Source organism: Streptomyces phaeochromogenes (genome assembly GCF_001418655.1).
Taxonomy (GTDB): domain Bacteria; phylum Actinomycetota; class Actinomycetes; order Streptomycetales; family Streptomycetaceae; genus Streptomyces; species Streptomyces phaeochromogenes.
Genome location: NZ_LIQZ01000033.1, coordinates 11837 through 32299, shown reverse-complemented (window position 1 = coordinate 32299; position 20463 = coordinate 11837). Strand labels below are relative to the sequence as shown.

Genomic DNA, 20463 nt, shown 5'->3' with positions numbered 1-20463 from the left:
TCAAACGCCGGAGGGGCTAAAGACTGCGCAGTTCCCCGCGCCCCTAGAAACCTAGGGGCGCGGGGAACTGCGCGGCCAGCCACGGCCAACCCGCACCCAAAAGCCACCCAAAGTCATTCAAACGCACAAAACCGCAGGCACCGTACCCGAAGGTACGGCACCCGCGGTTGGGTGCGTGCGTTGTATGCCGCCCAACCCCCGGAGGGGTTACGCGGACTTGCGGCTGTCCCGAGGGTGGACCGCGATGTTCATGGCTCCGGAGCGAAGTACAGCCAAGCGCTCTTCGAGGACCTCTTCGAGTTCCTCTCGCGTGCGCCGCTCCATCAGCATGTCCCAATGCGTGCGCGCGGGCTTGGCCTTCTTTTCCTCAGGGCCGTCGCCGTCCACCAGGAGTGCCTGGGCCCCGCAGACCTTGCACTCCCACTCCGGCGGGATCTCCGCCTCCACCGAGAAGGGCATCTCAAATCGATGTCCCTTCTCGCATGCGTACTCCACGGCCTGGCGCGGGGCCAGGTCGATGCCGCGGTCCGTCTCGTAGCTGGTCACCACGAGGCGCGTGCCGCGAAGAGCTCGCTCACTCATGAATCGTGCCTCCCGGGCTTGTCGCCCACAGGACAGGTGTCGCTGTCGTCGTCATCCGGTCAACGTCCGGTCGGCGGTAAAGATTCCCGTTCCGGGTCATGCGTCGCCGTCGTAGCCGCCCCTTGTTGTACCCACCTGCGCCCGGTTTGTCACATCTGAGGGCAGATGTGACCCAGCGTTTCGGTATCTTTGACGCGCAGTAACGGTACGCCTGGCAGGCCAAACGCGTACACTACCGGCCTTTGGCCTCCGGCGCTAAATCCTGTCCGGAACCGGGTTGCCCGCGTCGCGCACAGCCTGGCGTACCGGAACCCTCGCGAGCAGCACGAATCCCAGCACGAAGAAGGCCACGAGCGAGATGATCGCGTCCCGATAACTTCCCGTCAGCTGGTAGGTCAGACCGAAGAGAAGCGGGCCGAGCCAGCTCATCCCGCGGTCGCTCATCTCGTACGCCGAGAAGTACTCGGCCTCCTTGCCGGGCGGCACCAGATGCGAGAACAGGGACCGGGACAGCGCCTGGCTGCCGCCCAGGACGACCCCGATGCCGGCGGCGAGGACGAAGAACCAGACGGGCGCGCCGGCGGGCAGGAAGTAGCCCGCGCCCAGCGTCACGGTCCAGGCGACCAGTGAACCGAGGATGGTCCGTTTGGCGCCGTACGTCCGGGCGAGCCGGCCCATCCCCAGCGCCCCGGCCACCGCGAGCAGCTGGACCAGCAGCACGGCCACGATCAGCGTCGACTGGTCGAGCCCCAGCTCCTCGGATCCGTACACGGATGCCTGCGAGATGACCGTCTGGATGCCGTCGTTGTAGACCAGATAGGCGAGCAGGAAGGCGAGCGTCAGGGGCTGGCGGCGCATGTCCCGGACTGTGGCCGCCAGCTGCCGCCATCCGTGGGTGGACGTACCCGAGGAGGACGTCGTGCGGCGGTCGCGCAGCCGTTTGAGAGGGATGAGGGTGAAGGCACCCCACCAGATACCGGCCGAGGCCAGGCAGATGCGGACCGCCGTCGCCTCGGAGACGCCGAAGGTGTCGTGGGCCGTGTAGAGGATCAGGTTCGCGACCAGGACCAGTGCGCCCGACGCGTAGCCGAAGGCCCAGCCTCGCGACGAGACGGCGTCGCGCTCTTCGGGCGGGGCGATCTGGGGGAGGTAGGAGTTGTAGAGCACCATCGAGACGGCCAGTGAGGCGTTGGCCACAATCAGCAGGAGGCCGCCCAGCAGATAGCGGTCGCCGTCCAGGAAGAACATGCCCGCGGTGGCCGCGGCGCCCAGGTAGGCGGCTACCGCGAGGAGCGGCTTCTTGCGGCCCGTGCGGTCGGCCGCCGCGCCCGCCAGCGGCATCACGAAGATCGACAGGATGACGGACGCCGACACGCAGTACGCGAAGAAGGAACCGGCGCTCAGGGGGATCCCCAGCGGATGTACGAACCCGTCCGCGTCCGCCGCCGCCTTGGCGACCGATGTCAGATAGGGGCCGAGGAAGACGGTGAGCACGCTCGTCGAGTAGACGGAACAGGCCCAGTCGTAGACGTACCAGCCGCGTTGTTCGCGCCGCCGTTCCGCGGCCTCGTCGGCCGCTTGTTCCCGCACGGTGTCGGTGCCCACCCGTGCCCTCGCTTCCCCGTCGCAGTCCCCGTACGCGGACGCCGCGCGGGGCGCCCGGGCCGTCAGACCCAGGTGCCGCGGTCCTTCAGGACCCCGCGCAGCGTCTCGATGTGATCGGTCATGATGCCATCGACTCCCAGGTCCAGAAGCCGGTGCATCCGTGCGGCTTCGTTGACCGTCCAGACGTGGACCTGCAGCCCGCGCGCGTGGGCCGCACGCACGAACCGGTGATCGACCACGGGGATGCCCGACTGGGACTCGGGCACCTGGGCGCAGACCGCCGAGCGGCGCAGCGGGGCCGGGACCCCCCACGACCGCAGGCGCAGTCCGAGGACGCCCCGGGTGCCGTACGAGGTGGCCAGGCGCGGACCGGCCAGGCGCTGCGCGCGGGCGACGCGCGCCTCGGAGAAGGAGCCGACGCAGACGCGGTCCCAGGAGCCGGTGCGGCGGATCAGGTCGAGCAGGGGGTGCAGGGCGGGCTCCGCCTTGATGTCGACGTTCCAGCGGACGCCGGGAAACGTCTCCAGCAGCTCCTCGAAGAGGGGGACCGGTTCCGATCCCGCCACGCGCGCGTGGCTCACGTCGTCCCAGGGGAGGTCCGCTATCCGGCCCGCGCCGTCGGTCACCCGGTCCAGCGTCGAATCGTGGAAGGCGACGAGTTTTCCGTCCGCCGTGGCGTGTACATCGGTCTCGATGTATCGGTAGCCGGCCTCGACCGCGCGCCGGAACTGGGCCGCCGTGTTCTCCAGGCCGTCCGCGGCCCCGCCCCGGTGGGCGAAGGCGATCGGGGCGGGATGGTCGAGGTAGGGGTGGCGTATACGGGTGCTCACCCGCGCAGTATCGCCTGCTCCGGTTGCCCGGCGGCAACGACCGTGCTGCCGCCCGATGATGCCGAGGGGACGGCGAACACGCGCAGGAAGAGCTGGGCCAGCGGGCCGATGGCCAACGCGTACAACACCGTGCCCAGGCCGACCGTGCCGCCGAGGACGAAGCCCGTGGCGACCACCGCCACCTCGATCGCCGTACGCATCAGACGGATCGAGCGGCCGGTCCGCTGGTGGAGCCCCGTCATCAGGCCGTCGCGCGGGCCAGGACCGAAACGGGCCGCTATGTAGAGGCCGGTCGCCACGCCGTTCAGGAGGATGCCCGCCACCAGCAGGGGGATGCGGATTCCGAGGGCGTGCGTGTCCGGGACCAGGGCGAGCGTGCCGTCCATGGCGACACCGACCACGAACACGTTGGAGACCGTGCCGAGGCCCGGGCGCTGGCGCATCGGGATCCACAGGAGCAGCACCACGGCGCCCACGATGATCGACACGACGCCGATCGTCAGCCCGGTGAGCTCGGCGAGGCCCTGGTGCAGGACGCCCCACGGCTCCAGGCCCAGCCCCGCCTCCACGAGCAGGGCCGAACTCGCTCCGTACAGGGCCAGGCCCACGTACAGCTGGAGCAGTCGGCGCGTGAGGCGCCCCGCCGGCGGGCTCGGCTGCGGACTCGATGGCGGGCTTGACGGCGGACCCGACGGCCGGTCCGGTGGCGGAGTGGACAAGATGTGCCCCCTGGTGGTGACAGTGGCCTGACTCGTGACACTCTGTGGCTTGAGAAGAAACCTCTTCCATGGCCAATTCGGGGAAGGTGGACTGGAAATCATGGCGCAGTGGACCTCGGCAGTGGGTGCCGCTCAGCTCGCGCGGCTGCTCAACTCCCAGCAGGAGCGCCCGGCGGGCCCCGGCACCCGTCGCCCGCCCGCCTATCGCGCCCTCGCCGACGGCGTCCGTCTGCTCGTTCTCGAAGGGCGCGTCCCCGTCGCCGCGCGGCTGCCCGCCGAGCGCGAGCTGGCCCTCTCCCTGTCCGTGAGCCGCACCACCGTGGCGGCTGCCTACGAGGCGCTGCGCGCCGAAGGGTTCCTGGAGTCCCGCAGGGGCGCGGGCAGCTGGACGGCCGTACCGGCCGGGAACCCGCTGCCCGCACGCGGCCTGGAACCGCTGCCGCCCGAGGCCCTCGGCTCCATGATCGACCTGGGCTGTGCGGCCCTGCCCGCCCCCGAGCCGTGGCTCACACGTGCCGTCCAGGGCGCCCTTGAGGAACTCCCGCCGTACGCCCACACTCACGGCGACTATCCGGCGGGGCTGCCCGCGCTGCGCGAGATGCTGGCCGAGCGGTACACCGCGCGCGGCATCCCGACCATGCCCGAGCAGATCATGGTGACCACCGGGGCCATGGGCGCCATCGACGCCATCTGTCACCTCTTCGCCGGGCGCGGCGAACGCATCGCCGTCGAGTCGCCCTCGTACGCCAACATCCTTCAGCTGATGCGCGAGGCCGGGGCCCGGCTGGTGCCCGTCGCCATGGCCGAGGGGCTCGCGGGCTGGGACATGGACCGCTGGCGGCAGGTGCTGCGCGACGCCGCGCCCCGGCTCGCCTATGTCGTCGCGGACTTCCACAACCCGACCGGCGCGCTCGCCGACGAGGACCAGCGGCGTCGCCTCGTCGACGCGGCCCGCTCCGCGGGCACGGTGCTGATCGTGGACGAGACGATGAGCGAGCTCCATCTGGACGAGGGCGTCGAGATGCCGCGTCCCGTCTGCGGTTTCGACCCGGCCGGGTCCACGGTCATCACCGTCGGCTCGGCCAGCAAGGCGTTCTGGGCGGGCATGCGGATCGGCTGGGTCCGCGCCGCCCCCGACGTCATCCGCAGCCTGGTTGCGGCCCGCGCGTACGCCGACCTCGGCACCCCCGTCCTGGAGCAGCTCGCCGTGAACTGGCTGCTCAGTACCGGTGGCTGGGAGCAGGCCGTGGAGATCCGGCGCACCCAGGCCCGCGAGAACCGCGACGCGCTCGTGACGGCCCTGCGCCGTGAACTGCCCGGCTGGGAGTACGACGTGCCGCGCGGCGGGCTCACCCTGTGGGTGCGTACGGGCGGTCTGTCCGGTTCACGGCTGGCCGAGGTCGGCGAGCGGGTGGGCGTCCGCGTCCCCTCCGGGCCGCGCTTCGGAGTCGACGGGGCCTTCGAGGGCTATGTGCGGCTGCCATTCACTGTCGGCGGCGCGGTGGCCGACGAGGCGGCGACGCGTCTGGCCGCCGCCGCCCGGCTGGTGGAGTCGGGGGCGAACGGCGGAACGGACGCGCCACGCACGTTCGTGGCGTGACGCTTCCGGATCCGGTTTGTGCGGTGACGTCTCCAGGGCTCTGGGCCCGGAGCCCTGGAGCTCTGCCTTCCGGCGAAGGCGCGGCACTGCGGGCAACTGCCGCCCGGCCGGTGGTGCGGGGAGATGGGTGGAGGGAGGCACCGCGCGTTCTCGCGCGCGACGCCCCCCTCCATCCACTCAGCCTTCCGCGGGGACGCCCACCGCACCCGGTGCGGTGAAGCGCACGGGGCTTTCCGGGGCCGCGTCGACAAGGTCCGCCGGTGCCGGGCCCGTCGGCTCGGCGTCCGCCGGAGTCGTGCGCGCCGGCAGCAGACCGACCACCGCCTGGCGGTGGGCCTCGCTCGTCGCCTCGTCGTACGGGTCCGGGGTCGCCGGGACCTGTAGGCGGTGGACCGGGCCCGAGCCCAGCCGGGCGTAGCCGCGGCCGGGCGGCACGTCCGGGGTCGGAGTCGTGGGCGGGGGAGACCCGAGCACCGCTTCGAGCTGGCCCATGGACGCGGGGCCGAGCACGACACGCGCGCGCGTGTGCCCGCGTACCGCCTCGCTGAGTGACTCCAGGGCGTCGAACTGCTCGGCCACCACCACCGTCACACCGGCCGCGCGGCCGTGGCGCAGCGGCACCTGGAGGAGGGACTGCGGATCTTGGCGGCCGTCGGCCGCCGCGAGATGGCCGAGGACCGTCGGACGGTCGAGGAGGAGCCAGAGGGGACGCCTGGTGTCCTCCGGCGGGGTGTGGCCCGCCTGCCGGGCGCGGTTCGCGGCGATGAGCCGGCGCTCCGTCTCGTGCGCCGCCCACTCCAGGCTCGCCAGCGCGCCCGCCAGGCCGCACTCGATGCCCAGGACGCCGTCGCGGCCGGTCAGACACGCGAACTCGCCGCTGCCGCCGCCCTCGACGATCAGTACGTCGCCGTGCTGGAGGGCCTGCAGCGCGATCGAGCGCAGCAGAGTGGTCGTGCCGCTGCCCGGCCCGCCGACCGCGAGGAGATGCGGCTCGGTCGAGCGCGCACCGGTGCGCCAGACGACCGGTGGGGCGTCCCGCCGCTCCTCGCCGAAGGTGAGCGGGAGCGTGCGCGGGACCCCGGCCGGGTCGGTGAAGCCGAGGACGGTCTCGCCCGGAGCCGTGACGAAGCGCTGGGCGGCGACATCGGTGGGAAGCGGCGGCAGCACCGTGACCGTGAGCTGGTTGCCCTCCTCGTCCCACGCGAAGCGGTACTCGCGCCCGCGGCCCGACTTGGTGTGCAGCAACTGCTCGATACGGGCACGTGCGTCCGCCTCCCCGTCGGTGAAGTACGCGGGGTAGTGGAGCGAGAGATGCGAGACACGGCCGGTGTCGTCGAACTCGTACGAGGCGAAGGCCTTGTCCCACTCGCCGCCGTGGGCGTAGAGCGGGGCCGGGTCCTCGGGGACCGAGAAGTAGGGGACGAGTGCTTCGTAGAGCGATTCGAGGCGCTTGGCCTGCGCCTCGTCGGGTCCTGTCGGCCCGGACGGGGTGCGGTCCCGGCCGTGCCACGCCGACGCCCCCATCAGGGTGACGATGGCGAGCAGCGGCCCGTACGGGACGAGGGCCACGACCAGGACGACCGAAGCCACCAGGAACAGCAGTGGACCGCGCCGGTCCTTTGGGGTGTCCGCCCACTTGCGCCGTCCGGCGGCAGCCAGCCGGCGCAGTCCACGGGTGACCGTGATCAGTGGGTGAAGGACGTCGGTGGCGCTGTCGGCGGCCGTCCGGGCCAGGTCCCGGCTGCGGGCGATCTGCGCGCTGCCGGTACTCAGAATGCGGGGAAGAGGGCGCCGGGCCACTGCTGTCTCCTGGAGGTGCGTGCGAACGGGATGGGCGTCAGAACTTGATCCCGCCGAGCAGCCCGGCCAGGCTCGCGCCGCCTGCCGTGATGCTCGGAGCGATGGCCGTGCCCGCGAGGTAGAACCCGAAGAGGGCGCAGACCAGCGCGTGCGAGGCCTTGAGTCCGTCCTTGCGGAAGAAGAGGAAGACGATGATGCCGAGCAGCACCACACCTGAGATGGACAGGATCATGAGAGTTCTCCTGGTCGATGGGGACAGTCACCATGAGTACTTCCAGGCTCACAGGATGTATCCATACGATAAAAGGTGCAACAGAGTGAAATTCCGCTTATTTCACCCCGATGGCCCTGCCTGACAGGGCCTCCAGGGCGGCCGCTCGACGGTTTGCCGGATTCGTGGTGATCTTTGCCTCGGTCGGGCCCGGTCATGTGCCCGCGAAGCCAGTACGCTGGCGATTCACTCGTACGGCCGCACCGCTGATGGCCGCACGTTCCCGCAGTCCCGTTCGTTGTCGCATGTGTTGTCGCAGTGAGAGGCGGTCCCGCCGATGAGTGAAGCCCCCGACCCCGAGGTCGTGGAGCTGGCGACCAAGATCTTCGATCTGGCCCGGCAGGGGCAGACCGAGGCGCTGGTGGCGTATGTGGACGCGGGCGTTCCGGCCAACCTCACCAACGACCGCGGCGACTCGCTCGTGATGCTCGCCGCCTACCACGGTCACGCGGAGGCCGTCAGCGCCCTCCTGGAGCGCGGCGCGGAGGCCGACCGCATCAACGACCGAGGTCAGACTCCGCTCGCCGGAGCCGTGTTCAAGGGCGAGGACGCCGTGATCCGGGTCCTCCTCGACGCCGGTGCGGACCCCTCCGCGGGCACGCCCTCCGCCGTCGACACGGCTCGTATGTTCGCCAAGGCCGAATTGCTCGAGCTGTTCGGCGTGCACTGAACAAAACGCCTTGACCAGGCGAAACAACAATTTTGGGGGAGGCGGAACGGGGCCGCCGGAAATGCGGTCGCGGCAGCGAGAACCGCTGGGTCATCATGACGTCGTGATTCACGTACGCGATGGCTGGGCAGGTGTTGCCGCACCGCGCGGACCGTGATGCGGCCCGCACGGGCCACCGACGAGAGGCAGAGGAAGATGGTCTACAGCAAGCAGGAAACGGCGGGCGCCCCGACGTGTTGTCACGCGGCCAGGTAAAGCAGGATCCCCGGTTGCGTCGACGCTTGATGTGAGGCTGTTTCCCATGTTCGATCCGGTCATAGCGCCCAGCGGTACGCTGCTCGGCCTGCTCCAGAGGGGCCGCGGCGACGGCACGCTGCACGCGCTCACCGCCCCGCGCGCCGAAGCGCTCGCGGCACTGAACCACTGTGTGCTGCGCGACCCCCGCCACGACTGGCAGGTGGAGAACCGCTCCCTCTACTACGCCCGTCTCTTCCTCGACCTGAGCGGCGAGCTCGACGAGATCGAGGCGCACCTCTTCGACGCGGACGACGTCCTCGACACGGACGAGTCACGCACGGGCCTCGCGCTCGCCGTCCTCGGCCACCTCGCCTCGTACGGCAGGCGGGACGCGCTCGAACTGCTCCGGCGGTACGCCGCCTGCGGCGCCAACTGGGCCTGGGCCCTGGACGAACTGGCGCTGCGCGACGACGACGCCGGACTGCGCGCCCTCGCGGCCCCCGTCCTCGCCCGGTTCCCCGCGGATCCCGAGGGCGAGGCCGAACTGGCGGTCGTCGTACGGGACTCCTTCGAACCGCGGCCCTGGCGCCTGTGGGCCGACGATCCCCGCGAAACCATCGGCACGCGCGTGCGTGCCGCGCAGGAAGCCGGCTCCTTCGACCGATGGCAACGCCAGATGCGACCGTCCGGGCCCCGCCCGGGGTGGAGCGTGCGGGCCGTCTTCGAGTGGGCCCAGCAAGGCATCGACCGCGGAGCGGCCCTCCATGTGCCGGCCGCGCGATGCCTCACGGCCGTCGCCGGACCCGAGGACCGCCCCGAGATCATCGAGGCCGCCCGCTCCGGGGACGACGGCGCGCGCTGCACGGCCCTGCGCTATCTCGCCGACAGCCAGGATCCAGACGTACTCGATCTCATCGAGGCCGCCCAGGCCTCCGCCTCACGGCTTGTCGTGGACGCCGCCGTCGACGCCTTCGAACGGATGCGGTCCATCGCCGCCGTGGAGCGGGCGCGTGGCTGGGTCCACCGGCCCGACGCCCTGGGAGAGGCCGCCGGGCGCGTCCTCGCCTGCCGGGGTGGCGCAGCGGACCGGGAGCTCGTCCTCGGCGCGCTGCGCGAGGCCGTCCGGGGCGACGGGCCCGACGCCCAGACCCTGTGGACGCTCGTCGACGGCGCCGGACGGCTGGGCATCGCCAACGCGGCCCCCGTACTGCGGCATGTGTACCGCGAGACCGCCTCGTCCCATCTGCGCGGGCGTGCGGCCCGTGCGCTGGCCGCCACCGATCCCTCGTTCCCCGCCGGATTCGCCGTCGAGTGCCTCTGGGACTGCGAGGAGACCACCCGTGAGGTGGCCGCGCGGCACGCCGAGACAGGGGACGCCCGAGTGGTCGACCAGCTCCGGCGGCTCGCCGCCGATCCGGCCGAGGAGGCCGAGGTACAGACCGCGGTACGCAGCCGCATCGGACCGGACGCGTCCGCCGTGTGAGGCACCCGAGCGGTACAGCGGTGTGGGACCGCCGTCAGAAGCCGGCGTGTGAGACCGGCGTGTGAGACCGGCGTGTGAGACCGGCGTGTGAGACCGGCGTGTGAGCGTTCCGTCGTCGGCCCGTATCCCGTTGGTACGGGCCCGGACGCCGGAGCGTGACCGGTCCGTGATGCCGGGGCATGCGGAGCGCAACGCTCACGGGACGTTCCTCATCCGGAAAGATCCACGTTGACGCGTCCACGTCCGGCCCGACGACAACACGGGTATGCGTGTCGTCATCGTGACCGAATCCTTTCCCCCCGATGTGAACGGCGTGGCCCACTGCGCGCTCCAGACCGCCCGACACCTCGTCGAGCGCGGTCACGCCCCCATCGTCGTCGCCCCGGCCACCGCGGCCGGGAACGGGCCCGACGCCCACGCGCCGTGCCCCGTCGTCCGAGTCCCCTCCCTACCGCTCCCCGGCTACCCCCAGGTCCGCGTCGCCCTCCCCAGCCGACGCGTCGCCGCCGCGATCACCGAACACCGCGCCGACATCGTCCACCTGGCCAGCCCCTTCGTCCTCGGCGTCCGTGGCATGACGGCCGCCGCCCGGCTCGGCATCCCCGCCGTTGCCGTCTACCAGACCGACCTCGCCGGCTACGCCCGCACCTATGTGCACGCGGGCGAGGCCGCCGCCTGGCGCCGCATCCGCTCGGTCCACGCCGCAGCGGACATCACCCTCGCCCCGTCCACCCCGGCCCTGCACGACCTGGAGGCACACGGTGTGCCCCGGGTACGGCTGTGGCAGCGCGGCGTGGACACCGTCCGTTTCCGGCCGGAACACCGGGACGACACACTCCGCCGTGAACTCGCCCCGAACGGCGAGCTGATCGTCGGCTACGTGGGCCGTCTCGCCCCCGAGAAGCAGGTCGAACTCCTCGCCGGAGCCTGCGGCCTGCCCGGCGTACGGGTTGTCGTCGTCGGCGACGGACCGAGTCAGCCGAGCCTGACGCAGGCCCTGGCCGGCGCCGTCTTCCTGGGCCGTCGCACCGGCGACGAACTCGCCCGGATCTTCGCCTCGTTGGACGTCTTCGTGCACACCGGACCGTTCGAGACCTTCTGCCAGACCGTCCAGGAGGCGATGGCGAGCGGCATTCCGGTCGTCGCCCCCGCCGCGGGCGGACCGCTCGACCTGGTGGCGCACGGGCGGACGGGACTGCTCGTCCCGCCGCGCGACGAGGCCGCCGTGCGCGACGCGGTGTGGTCGCTCGCCGCCGATCCCGAACTGCGGGCCGCGTACGGCGCCGAGGCGCGGCGGACCGTCGAGGGCCGCACCTGGGCGGCCGTCGGCGACCAGCTCATCGGGCACTACACCGACGTACTTGCCGGACGGGCGGTGGTCGCGGCATGAGCGGGCCCCTGCGGATCGTCCGGCTCGCCAACTTCGTCGCCCCCGCCTCGGGCGGTCTGCGGACCGCGCTGCGCGAACTGGGCGCCGGATACCTGGCGGCCGGGCACGAGCCCGTACTGATCGTGCCCGGCGAGCGCGCCTCGGACCACGAGACCGAGCAGGGGAGGGTCATCACGCTGCCGGGCCCGCTGCTGCCCGGCACCGGCGGCTACCGCGTCCTCACCGACAGGCGGCGCGTCGCCGGCCTCCTGGAGGCGCTCGCACCCGACCGCCTCGAAGTGTCCGACCGTACGACGCTGCGCTGGACCGGCGTCTGGGCGCGGCGCGCCCGGGTGCCCGCCGTGATGGTCTCCCACGAGACCGCCGACGGCGTACTGCGCACCTGGGGCCTCTCCGAGGGCATGGCCCGACGGACCTCCGACGCCCTCAACATCCGTACCGCCCACCACTATTCACGGATCGTGTGCACCACGGAGTTCGCGGAGCGAGAGTTCGTCCGCATCGGCGCCCGCAATGTCGTACGCGCCCCGCTGGGCGTCGACCTGGAAGGCAGGCACCCCGCGCTGCGGGACCCGGGGCTGCGGGCCCGGCACGCGCGCGAGGACGAGGTCCTGCTCGTGATGTGCTCCCGGCTGTCCGTCGAGAAGCGGCCCGGCACGGCGCTCGAAGCCCTGGAGGCGATGTTGCGCCGCGGGCGGCGCGCGGTGCTCGTGGTGGCCGGTGACGGGCCGCTGCGGGCGCGCCTCGAACAGCGGGCGCGTGAACGGCGGCTGCCGGTCACCTTCCTCGGACACGTCGGCGACCGCGCGCTCCTGAGCGCTCTCCAGGCCTCCGCGGACGTGTGCCTCGCCCCCGGGCCCGCCGAGACCTTCGGACTCGCCGCCCTGGAGGCGATGGCCTGCGGCACGCCCGTCGTCGCCAGTGCCTCCTCCGCGCTCTCGGAGGTCGTCGGCTCCGCCGGAGCCACCGCCGCGGACAACGGAGAGGCCTTCGCGGACGAGATACGGGGGCTCCTGGACCGTCCCGAGAGCGAGCGGCGGGAGGCCGCACGCGCGCGTGCGGCCTGTTTCGGGTGGCCGGCCGCCGTCGAGGCGTTCCTCACCGCCCACGACGCCGAGGTCCGCGTGGGGCGGCCCGAGGCGCCCGCTGCGGCCCCCACCGTGGAACGGGCGCGGGAGGGCGTCGCATGAGACCCCTGCGGTTCGTGGCGCTCGGCGACTCCCTCACCGAAGGGGTGGGCGATCCCGTGGGCGAGGAGTGGCGCGGCTGGGCCGCGCTGCTCGCCGCCGGAATCGCACCGGCCGACGCGCCCGTGGAGTTCGTCAACCTCGCGGTCAGCGGCGCCCAGACGCGTGACGTCCTGGAACGCCAGACCCCGGCCGCGCTGGCCGAGCGGCCGGACATCGCCTCGGTCGTCATCGGCGTCAACGACACCCTGCGGTGCACCTTCGACATCCACGCCGTGGCCGAACGGCTCGACGAGGTGTACGCCGCGTTCACCGGACAGGGCGCGATCCTGCTCACCGCCTGTCTGCCCGACCCCGGCGCGATGCTGGGGCTGCCCGGGGCGCTGGCCCGCCCGCTCGCACGGCGTCAGCGGGCCGTGAACGCGGTCGTGCACGCGCTGTCCGAGCGGTACGGGGCGGTGCATCTGCATGCCGCGGAGGGAGACTGGGTCACCGACCGGGCCATGTGGAGCTCGGACCGGCTCCACCCGGGGGAGCGGGGGCATCGGCAGCTCGCGCTCCACTTCCACGCGCTGCTCGCCGAGGCGGGCACCGCCACGGGGGTCGCGCCGTCCGCCGAGCCCGAGTTCCCCGAGCCCACGCGGTCGGCCAGCCTGTGGTGGCTGGCCACCGCCGGGACCGGGTGGGTGGCTCGGCGCTGCACCGACCTGTTGCCCCAACTCATCAGTCTGGCCGCGTCCGAGGTCCGTCATCGGGCGCGGGGGACCAGTGCGAGGCTGGACCTCAGTGCGTCTCATGCGGTGGCGGCGGCGTTGGCCGCGTTGTCCGTGAGTGGGGAGCAGCCGGACGTGGCGTAGCGCTCCGCGGGTTGGGCCGTTGTATGGGTGCGGTCCGTTGTGGCCGGCCGCGCCCACGCGGCGGAGCCGCACAATGTCACAGCCCCGCGCCCCTGAAGGGCGCGGCTCAGCGCGTCCGAGTGCCTACCTGTACGAAGCGCACCGGGGTGCCCGGGACCGCCTGGGCCGTGGCGGGGAGGTCGTCGGGGCGGACGACCGCGATCACCGGGTAGCCGCCGGTGGTCGGGTGGTCGGCGAGGAAGACCACGGGGCGGCCGTCCGGGGGGACCTGGATCGCGCCGAGGACCATGCCCTCGCTGGGGAGTTCACCGGGTCGGGCCCGCTCCAGAGCGGGACCCTCCGTGCGGAGGCCGATGCGGTTGCTCGCCGAGGAGACCCGGTAGGGGTGCGTGGTGAGGGTGTGGATCGCCGCCGTCGTGAACCAGTCGTCGCGTGGGCCGAGCGTCACCCGTAGGACGAGTTCGGCGGGGGGCCGCGGCTGCGGAACGACGTCCACGCGCGCGTGGGGGGCCATCGGCGTCCCCAGGGGGAGCACCATTCCGTCCGTGAGGGGCGGCGGGCCCAGGCCCGACAGCAGGTCCGTCGACCGGCTGCCGAGCACCGGTTCGACGGCCACTCCACCCGACACGCCCACATAACTGCGTACTCCGGAGACCGCCGTTCCCACGGACAGCAGCGACCCGGCGGGCACGCGCACGGGTGCTCCCCAGGCGGCCGGGCGACCGTCCACGGTGACCGGGCACGGGGCGCCTCCCACGGCGACGATGACGGTCGAACGCGGCCGTACGGCGCAGCCGTTGAGCGTGGTCTCCAGGAGGGCCGCCTCGGCCGGATTGCCGACGAGCCGGTTCACCAGGGCGGCGGCGGGCGCGTCGAGCGCTCCGGAGCGCGGTACGCCGAGGTGCGCGTGGCCCGGGCGCCCCTGGTCCTGCACGGTGGTCAGCGCCCCGGCCCGTACGACGGCGAGTGCGCGGTCCGTCATCAGGACTCCACCGGGACGAAGCGGACCGGTGTGCCGGGCGACAACAGGGCGGCGGGCACGCGCGCGTGGTCCCACAGGACCGCGTCCGTCGTCCCGATCAGCTGCCAGCCGCCCGGCGACGAGCGCGGGTACACGCCCGTGTACGGGCCCGCGAGGCCCACGGAACCCGCAGGGACGGTCGTACGGGGTGTCGCGTGCCGGGGCACGCCGTAGCGGGCCGGGAGCCCGGTCAGATAGCCGAAGCCCGGGGCGAACCCGCAGAAGGCGACCCGGAATTCGGCCGCCGCGTGGATCCGCGCGACCTCCCGTGGGGACACGTCCCAGTGGCCGGCGACGGCCGCGAGATCCGGGCCGTCGTAGCGGACGGGTATCTCGACGACCTCCTGTGCGCGCGCGGGCGCGGGCGGCAGCTTCGACGTGGTCAGCCGGGCGGCCAGCCCGGCCGGATCGTCGAGGCCGTCCAGGAGGACCGTACGGGCCGCCGGGACGATCTCGCGGACGGAGAGCGAGCCCTCCGCGCGGCGGCGGAGCAGATCGGCGTGCAGGGCCTGTGCCTCCTCGTCCGTGGACACCTCGACGAGCAGCGCACGGTCGCCGACCGGCAGTGCCCTCATACGAACGCCTCCACGCGGATGCCCGACTCCTCGAGCCGTGCACGGACCAGGCGGGCCAGGTCCACCGCGCCGGGTGTGTCGCCGTGCAGGCACAACGAGCGGGCCCGAACCGGGATGTCACGCCCGGAGTGGGACGTCACGACACCAGAACGGGCGAGGGCCACCGAGCGTTCCACGACGGCGTTCGGATCGGTGATCACCGCACCGTCCCGGCCGCGTGGCACGAGCGTGCCCTCGTCGGTGTAGGCGCGGTCCGCGAACGCCTCGGTGACGACCGGGAGTCCGGCCTTCCCGGCCACGTCCAGGAGACGCGAGCCGGGCAGGCCGAGCACCGGGAGCGTGGCGCCCGCGAGCATCACGCCCTCCACGACCGCGCCGGCCTGTTCCTCGTCGTGCACGACGCGGTTGTAGAGCGCGCCGTGCGGTTTGACGTACGCCACGCGCGCGCCTGCCGCGCGCGTGAAGACCTCCAGGGCGCCTATCTGGTAGGCCACTTCGGACGCCAGCTCGTAGGGCGGCACGTCCATCGCGCGTCGCCCGAAGCCCGCCAGGTCCCGGTAGGAGACCTGGGCGCCGATCCGTACGCCGCGCTCGGCCGCCAGGTCGCACACCCGGCGCATGGTGGCCGCGTCCCCGGCGTGGAAGCCGCAGGCCACGTTGGCGCTGGTGACGACGGACAGCAGCTGTTCGTCGTCGGTCAGGCGCCAGCGGCCGAAGCCCTCGCCGAGGTCGGCGTTCAGATCGATCGTGCTCATCGAGTGCGGTTCCTCCAGGTCAGGCGACGCGGTACTGCTCGTCGCGGGCGTCGGTGATGAACATCTGGCCCGGCGCGTGAGTGATCGCGAATGGCGGGCGCGAGGCCATCACCGCGGCCTGCGGCGTCACACCGCAGGCCCAGAACACCGGGATGTCGTCCGGCCCGGCGTCCACCGGATCACCGAAGTCGGGGCGGGCGAGGTCCTCGATGCCGAGGCCGCCCGGATCGCCGCAGTACACCGGGCTGCCGTGCACCGCGGGCAGCAGGCTGGTCTCCCGGATCGCCGTGGCCAGGTGCTCGGGCGGCACCGGCCGCATCGACACCACCATGGGGCCGTGCAGCCGCCCCGCGGGACGGCACTGGCGGCTGGTCACGTACATGGAGACGTTGCGCCCCTGCTCGATGTGGCGCATCGGCACCCCCGCGTCGGCCAGCGCCGACTCGAAGGTGAAGCTGCACCCGATGAGGAACGACACGAGGTCGTCGCGCCAGTGGGCCAGCACGTCCGTCGGCTCCTCGACCAACTCGCCGTGCTCCCACACCCGGTAGCCCGGCAGATCGGTCCGCAGATCGGCGTCGGAGGCCAGGACGGTCGTCCAGGAGCCGGCGTCGGTGACGTCGAGCACCGGGCAGGGCTTCGGGTTGCGCTGGCAGAACAGCATCATGTCGTACGCCCAGTCGGCCGGCACCGAGATCAGGTTCGCCTGGGTGTGGCCCGCCGAGCAGCCCGCGGTGGAACCCGACACTCCCGAACGGAACCGGGAACGTGCCTCCGCCGGGCTCCACGCGTGCGCATGGTCTTCGAGAAGGTTCAGGGGGCGGTGTTGCGTACGGTTCACAGGAGCTCCTTCCCACGGGTCTCGGGCAGACCGATCAGGGCCAGCGCCGCGAGACCGTATCCGATCGCGCCGAAGACCAGCGCGCCCCCGACACCCCAGCTGTCGGCAAGGAAGCCGACGACCGTCGGGAAGACCGCGCCCACGGCACGGCCGGTGTTGTACGTGAAGCCCTGTCCCGTGCCGCGCACCGCGGTCGGGTACAGCTCGCTGAGGAACGAGCCGAAGCCGCTGAAGATCGCCGACATACAGAAGCCGAGCGGGAAACCGAGCACCAGGACAAGGGTGTTGGCACCGCTCGGGATGTTCGCGTAGGCCAGGATGCAGACCGCCGAGAGGATCGCGAAGAGCAGGATGTTGCGCTTCCGTCCCAGCTTGTCGGTGAGATAACCGCCGGTCAGGTAGCCGATGAAGGCCCCGGAGATCAGGAACGTGAGATAGCCGCCGGTGCCGACGACGGACAGTCCGCGGTCCGTCTTCAGGTAGGTCGGGACCCAGGTGGCCAGCGTGTAGTAGCCGCCCTGGACGCCCGTGGAGAGCAGGACCGCGAAGATCGTCGTCTTCAGCAGTCCGGGCGCGGCGGGCGTGCCCGGCTTGAAGATCGTGGCGAACGAGCCCTTCTCGGGGCTCTCCTTGCGACGCTGGTCCGCCTCCGGGGCGTCCTTCACATTGCGGCGTACCCAGACGACGAGCAGGGCCGGCAGTGCCCCGGTCCAGAACATCACGCGCCAGGCGAGGTCGTCGTCCAGGTACTGGAAGACCAGCGTGTAGACCAGCACGGCGAGTCCCCAGCCCACGGCCCAGGAGCTCTGGATCGCGCCGAGCGTGCGCCCCCGGTGCTTGGGGCTCGCGTACTCGGCGACCAGGATCGCGCCGACCGCCCACTCACCGCCGAAACCGAGCCCCTGGAGAGCGCGGAAGACCAGCAGGGTCTCGTAGTTGGGCGCGAAGCCGCAGGCCACGGTGAAGACCGCGTACGTGATGACGGTGATCATCAGCGCCTTGACGCGCCCGATCCGGTCCGCGATCACACCGGCAGCCGCGCCGCCGATCGCGGACACGACCAGCGTGACGGTCGTGAACAGCCCGGTCTGGCCGCTGTTGAGGCCGAAGTACGCGGACAGGGCCACCATGCTCAGCGGCAGCGTGAAGTAGTCGTACGAGTCCAGCGCATAGCCGCCGAACGCGCCGCCGAAGGCGCGGCGGCCTCGCGGACCCAGGGCCCGCAGCCAGGCGAACGCACCCTCGTCGGCGGTGGGTTCACCCGCTCCGGGGCGCGTCTCGGTGTTCAGGGCCTGCGGTGGAGGGGTCGTGCTCATGGGCACCTCGCAGATGAGGGACGGGAGGGTGCTTGAGGACTGAGCCGTGCGGGAGCAGTGGCGGTGCGAGTTGTGGCGTGCGGAAGCACTTGCGGTGCCGAACTGTGGCGTGCGGAGGCCGTCGGCTCCGGTACGAGCGGCCGGTGCCTGACTAGCAAGGTAGAGGATCGTTGAACGATCCCTCAATACCCATGTTGTTTCGTTCTTGTATCTGCGATTGAATTCGGGAGTGGCCGAACTGAACGGACTGGCGGACGACCGCGCGCTGCTGGGTCGCACCAGCACCGCCGAGCGGGTCTCGGACATCCTCAGAAGCCGGATCGCCGAAGGGTTCTTCCCGCCCGGCACACGGCTGTCGGAGGACAGCATCGGCAACGCGCTCGGCGTCTCGCGCAACACGCTGCGCGAGGCGTTCCGGCTGCTCACGCACGAACGGCTGCTGGTCCACCAGCTCAACCGGGGCGTCTTCGTACGGGTCCTGACCGTCGAGGACGTCGAGGACATCTACCGCACCCGCAGCCTCGTCGAATGCGCCGTCGTACGCGGACTCGGCGAACCGCCCTACGCCGTGGACGGCCTCGCCGCGGCCGTCGCGGACGGGCGACGGGCGTCCCGCGAAGGTGACTGGAAAGGCCTGGGCACGGCCAACATCCACTTCCACCGGGAGCTGGTGGCGCTCGCCGGCAGCGCCCGCACCGACGAGCTGATGCGCAGCGTCTTCGCCGAACTCCGCCTCGCCTTCCACCTGGTGGACGACCCCCGCCGGCTGCACGAGCCGTACCTCGCCCGCAACGGCCAGATACTGCAGGCCCTCCAGGACGGCGACTGCGAGGAGGCCGAGAGCCTGCTCGGCGTATATCTGGATGATTCACGCAAAAGGGTCGTGGAGGTCTACGGTCGCCGCGTGGCGGAGGACGCCCCCTAGGGGCGCGGGGCCGTGACATTTGCGGCTCCGCCGCGTGGGCGCGCCCAGCCGCAGTCAACCCGCGGACAACAAACCACCCGCAGTGCCCCGGCGATCCCAGCGGAGCGTTTCGGTTGTTGTCAGACCGAGGACCTAGTCTGTGCACCGTGACTTCGCCTGCATCGACGGACAGCGTTCCGCCCCAGCTCAGCGCGGGGCCGCGCCCCGCACCGGGCCCGGCCGCCGACGAGGGACTGGCGCGGCGGCTGCGCGCGCTCGCCTGCACCGCGCCGCTGCACGACCTCGACGTACGCAAGGCGAACCTCGCGGGTGAGTACTCGGTGTACGGGATGGCGGAGGTGGCCCTCGCCGCCATCGACCTCGTCACTTTGAACATGGACTTCGACACGGGCGCCGACCACGACCAGATAGTGGCCAGGCTCATCCCGCGCATCGCCGCCCAGGCCCCGCGCCGGCCCGTCGCCGAGCACGAGCGCGTCGCCCGCTGGGTCCTGGAGAACCTGATCAACGTCGGCAGCGTCGACCGCGGCTTCCGGGCCGTATACGGCACGTTCGCGCCCGACGGTTCGTATGTGCGCCGGGACTACGACTTCAAGCTCATCGAGGAGGTGCCCGGCTACGGAGGGAGCGTGTATCTCCGTACGACGGACGAGGCGGTCAACGTACTCGTGGGCGCCCTCGACACGGACGTCACCAGCGCGCAGATCGCCGCCGAGGTCAAGCTCGAGGTGCTGATCAGCCGAGGCCGGCTCGCGGACGCGCAGCTCGCCGCCGAGCAGGCCCGCTACCGGACCGTGCAGTACTCCGAGACGCTCCGCAGGGCCCTGGACGCGACCCGGCGCAACGTACGGGCGGTGGACTGGCTGCAGGCCGTGCCGGACATGATCGCCGAGGCGCTCGACCATGTCGCCGACCGCTACCGGCACGAGAACGCGATCCTCACGAACATCCGCAAGGCGCGGGACGAGTCGGAGGACGCCGAACAGAAGCGGCGGGCCGCCGAACTCGTCGACATCGTCAAGGACTGCATCCGGCGGCACACGCAGTTGCAGTCCCGTCTCCTGGAGGCCGGGCCGCTGTTCCGCGCCGAGCAGGACCGGCAGGCCTTCGCGACGCCCATGACGACCTCCGGGATAGATCTGTACGGGCATCTCGTCGCGCCCGTACTGCCGTTGCCCGTGGAGCAGGCGCTGCGGGTGACCGACGCGTTCTTCGCCCGGGGGACGGGGCTTCGGACGCCCGCGTCCGTCCGGGTCGGGGATCTTGTCGATCTTCTGCTGACACCGCCCATAGAGCGGGAGCACCTCGGCGCCGAGATGCCCGAGCCGGATCTGATCGCCACGCCGGACGACAGCCGGTTCAGCGAGGAGCAGCTCGCCGCCGCCATGGAGCTGCTCGACCTGCCGGCCGACGCGCCGCGTCGGCTGTCCGGGCTGCTGGCCGACGCACGGCGTCAGGACCCCGAACTGCCTTATCTGCTCGCCCTGCTGGCCGTGCACGCGGCCAGTCCGCCGGTCGGTACGGCGTATCGGCAGGGTGAGGAGAAGTTGCTGTTCGCCGTGGACGACGGGACCGAGCTGGAGGATCCGGAGTTCGGTGGGGCCGATCTGATCGTGGGGATGGCTCTGCTGGATGCGGTGGGGATGGCTGCGGATCGGAAGGATGCGGCGTGAGCGGTTCGCTGGGTTTGCCGGGTGACTTCGGGTTGTTTGTGACCTGCGGGTTGGTCGTGGCTGGGCGCGCCCACGCGGCGGAGCCGCACATGTCACAGCCCCGCGCCCCTAAGGGCGCGCTTGTCC

General features: G+C 72.0%; 19 protein-coding genes. 8 read left to right on the top strand and 11 right to left on the bottom strand.

The genetic code is table 11. The features are described from left to right. Positions 1–207: 207 nt before the first annotated feature. The 4 genes from AOK17_RS05050 to yczE all read right to left on the bottom strand — a co-directional run bounded on the left by AOK17_RS05050 (position 208) and on the right by yczE (position 3736). A complete protein-coding gene (locus AOK17_RS05050) occupies positions 208–582 on the bottom strand; it encodes an RNA polymerase-binding protein RbpA (RefSeq protein ID WP_003977404.1) in 375 nt (124 codons plus the stop codon). Positions 583–837: 255 nt separating this feature from the next. Continuing rightward, the gene (locus AOK17_RS05045; RefSeq protein WP_055611076.1) at positions 838–2187 is read right to left on the bottom strand and encodes an MFS transporter; all 1350 of its coding nucleotides are present in this window, start codon (positions 2185–2187) and stop codon (positions 838–840) included. 62 nt (positions 2188–2249) lie between these two features. Further along, entirely contained in the window at positions 2250–3017 is a 768-nt protein-coding gene (locus tag AOK17_RS05040) for a glycerophosphodiester phosphodiesterase family protein (protein WP_055611075.1), read from the bottom strand. Then, entirely contained in the window at positions 3014–3736 is a 723-nt protein-coding gene (gene yczE / locus AOK17_RS05035) for a membrane protein YczE (RefSeq protein WP_245697016.1), read from the bottom strand. The genes AOK17_RS05040 and yczE overlap by 4 nt, the downstream gene beginning before the upstream one ends. Before the next feature lie 100 nt (positions 3737–3836). Between yczE and AOK17_RS05030 the strand changes: the two genes are divergently transcribed. Beyond that, positions 3837–5336 carry an SCO1417 family PLP biosynthesis transcription factor gene (locus AOK17_RS05030; protein WP_055611074.1) on the top strand — a complete coding sequence of 500 codons (1500 nt, stop codon included), beginning with the start codon at positions 3837–3839 and terminating at the stop codon, positions 5334–5336. A 177-nt stretch (positions 5337–5513) separates the two neighbouring features. On the opposite strand, the gene AOK17_RS05025 is transcribed toward AOK17_RS05030, so the two are convergent. Both AOK17_RS05025 and AOK17_RS05020 read right to left on the bottom strand, forming a co-directional pair. Beyond that, the gene (locus tag AOK17_RS05025) at positions 5514–7136 is read right to left on the bottom strand and encodes a P-loop NTPase family protein (RefSeq protein WP_055611073.1); all 1623 of its coding nucleotides are present in this window, start codon (positions 7134–7136) and stop codon (positions 5514–5516) included. A gap of 37 nt (positions 7137–7173) precedes the next feature. Continuing rightward, the gene (locus AOK17_RS05020) at positions 7174–7368 is read right to left on the bottom strand and encodes a hypothetical protein (RefSeq protein WP_055611072.1); all 195 of its coding nucleotides are present in this window, start codon (positions 7366–7368) and stop codon (positions 7174–7176) included. A 316-nt stretch (positions 7369–7684) separates the two neighbouring features. Here AOK17_RS05020 and AOK17_RS05015 point away from each other — a divergent pair, with 316 nt between their 5' ends. The 5 genes from AOK17_RS05015 to AOK17_RS04995 all read left to right on the top strand — a co-directional run bounded on the left by AOK17_RS05015 (position 7685) and on the right by AOK17_RS04995 (position 13231). Beyond that, the gene (locus AOK17_RS05015; RefSeq protein ID WP_055611071.1) at positions 7685–8077 is read left to right on the top strand and encodes an ankyrin repeat domain-containing protein; all 393 of its coding nucleotides are present in this window, start codon (positions 7685–7687) and stop codon (positions 8075–8077) included. A 301-nt stretch (positions 8078–8378) separates the two neighbouring features. After that, positions 8379–9797: a HEAT repeat domain-containing protein gene (locus tag AOK17_RS05010; RefSeq protein ID WP_055611070.1), complete on the top strand. Its 1419-nt coding sequence runs from the start codon at positions 8379–8381 to the stop codon at positions 9795–9797. Positions 9798–10062: 265 nt separating this feature from the next. After that, complete coding sequence (locus tag AOK17_RS05005) at positions 10063–11187, top strand: glycosyltransferase family 4 protein (protein WP_055611069.1); 1125 nt, start codon at positions 10063–10065, stop codon at positions 11185–11187. Then, complete coding sequence (locus tag AOK17_RS05000; protein ID WP_055611068.1) at positions 11184–12377, top strand: glycosyltransferase; 1194 nt, start codon at positions 11184–11186, stop codon at positions 12375–12377. The genes AOK17_RS05005 and AOK17_RS05000 overlap by 4 nt, the downstream gene beginning before the upstream one ends. Continuing rightward, positions 12374–13231 (top strand): SGNH/GDSL hydrolase family protein, encoded by an 858-nt coding sequence (locus AOK17_RS04995; protein WP_055611067.1) that lies wholly within the window; start codon positions 12374–12376, stop codon positions 13229–13231. The genes AOK17_RS05000 and AOK17_RS04995 overlap by 4 nt, the downstream gene beginning before the upstream one ends. Before the next feature lie 106 nt (positions 13232–13337). Here AOK17_RS04995 and AOK17_RS04990 read toward each other — a convergent pair whose 3' ends face one another. From AOK17_RS04990 to AOK17_RS04970, 5 genes are read right to left on the bottom strand one after another with little or no spacing between them, the layout of a single operon-like run. Beyond that, positions 13338–14213: a 5-oxoprolinase subunit C family protein gene (locus AOK17_RS04990; RefSeq protein ID WP_055611066.1), complete on the bottom strand. Its 876-nt coding sequence runs from the start codon at positions 14211–14213 to the stop codon at positions 13338–13340. Continuing rightward, complete coding sequence (gene pxpB / locus AOK17_RS04985) at positions 14213–14827, bottom strand: 5-oxoprolinase subunit PxpB (protein ID WP_055611065.1); 615 nt, start codon at positions 14825–14827, stop codon at positions 14213–14215. The genes AOK17_RS04990 and pxpB overlap by 1 nt, the downstream gene beginning before the upstream one ends. Beyond that, positions 14824–15582 carry a LamB/YcsF family protein gene (locus AOK17_RS04980; protein ID WP_055611064.1) on the bottom strand — a complete coding sequence of 253 codons (759 nt, stop codon included), beginning with the start codon at positions 15580–15582 and terminating at the stop codon, positions 14824–14826. The genes pxpB and AOK17_RS04980 overlap by 4 nt, the downstream gene beginning before the upstream one ends. Before the next feature lie 19 nt (positions 15583–15601). After that, positions 15602–16423: a putative hydro-lyase gene (locus AOK17_RS04975; protein ID WP_055611063.1), complete on the bottom strand. Its 822-nt coding sequence runs from the start codon at positions 16421–16423 to the stop codon at positions 15602–15604. Then, on the bottom strand, positions 16420–17739 hold the full coding sequence (locus AOK17_RS04970) for an MFS transporter (protein WP_055611062.1): 1320 nt from the start codon (positions 17737–17739) through the stop codon (positions 16420–16422). The genes AOK17_RS04975 and AOK17_RS04970 overlap by 4 nt, the downstream gene beginning before the upstream one ends. Positions 17740–17968: 229 nt before the next feature. Between AOK17_RS04970 and AOK17_RS04965 the strand changes: the two genes are divergently transcribed. Then, positions 17969–18664, top strand: coding sequence for a GntR family transcriptional regulator (locus AOK17_RS04965; protein ID WP_055611061.1), 696 nt, complete (start codon positions 17969–17971; stop codon positions 18662–18664). Between the two features lie 146 nt (positions 18665–18810). Next, a complete protein-coding gene (locus tag AOK17_RS04960; RefSeq protein WP_055611060.1) occupies positions 18811–20337 on the top strand; it encodes a hypothetical protein in 1527 nt (508 codons plus the stop codon). Positions 20338–20463: the final 126 nt, after the last annotated feature.

Bases quoted from the DNA above. Each gene is read 5' to 3' on its own strand.
- AOK17_RS05050 (WP_003977404.1), bottom strand. From the start codon at position 582: ATGAGTGAGCGAGCTCTTCGCGGCACGCGCCTCGTGGTGACCAGCTAC.
- AOK17_RS05030 (WP_055611074.1), top strand. From the start codon at position 3,837: ATGGCGCAGTGGACCTCGGCAGTGGGTGCCGCTCAGCTCGCGCGGCTG.
- AOK17_RS05020 (WP_055611072.1), bottom strand. From the start codon at position 7,368: ATGATCCTGTCCATCTCAGGTGTGGTGCTGCTCGGCATCATCGTCTTC.
- AOK17_RS05015 (WP_055611071.1), top strand. From the start codon at position 7,685: ATGAGTGAAGCCCCCGACCCCGAGGTCGTGGAGCTGGCGACCAAGATC.
- AOK17_RS05010 (WP_055611070.1), top strand. From the start codon at position 8,379: ATGTTCGATCCGGTCATAGCGCCCAGCGGTACGCTGCTCGGCCTGCTC.
- AOK17_RS05005 (WP_055611069.1), top strand. From the start codon at position 10,063: ATGCGTGTCGTCATCGTGACCGAATCCTTTCCCCCCGATGTGAACGGC.
- AOK17_RS05000 (WP_055611068.1), top strand. From the start codon at position 11,184: ATGAGCGGGCCCCTGCGGATCGTCCGGCTCGCCAACTTCGTCGCCCCC.
- AOK17_RS04995 (WP_055611067.1), top strand. From the start codon at position 12,374: ATGAGACCCCTGCGGTTCGTGGCGCTCGGCGACTCCCTCACCGAAGGG.
- AOK17_RS04990 (WP_055611066.1), bottom strand. From the start codon at position 14,213: ATGACGGACCGCGCACTCGCCGTCGTACGGGCCGGGGCGCTGACCACC.
- pxpB (WP_055611065.1), bottom strand. From the start codon at position 14,827: ATGAGGGCACTGCCGGTCGGCGACCGTGCGCTGCTCGTCGAGGTGTCC.
- AOK17_RS04980 (WP_055611064.1), bottom strand. From the start codon at position 15,582: ATGAGCACGATCGATCTGAACGCCGACCTCGGCGAGGGCTTCGGCCGC.
- AOK17_RS04970 (WP_055611062.1), bottom strand. From the start codon at position 17,739: ATGAGCACGACCCCTCCACCGCAGGCCCTGAACACCGAGACGCGCCCC.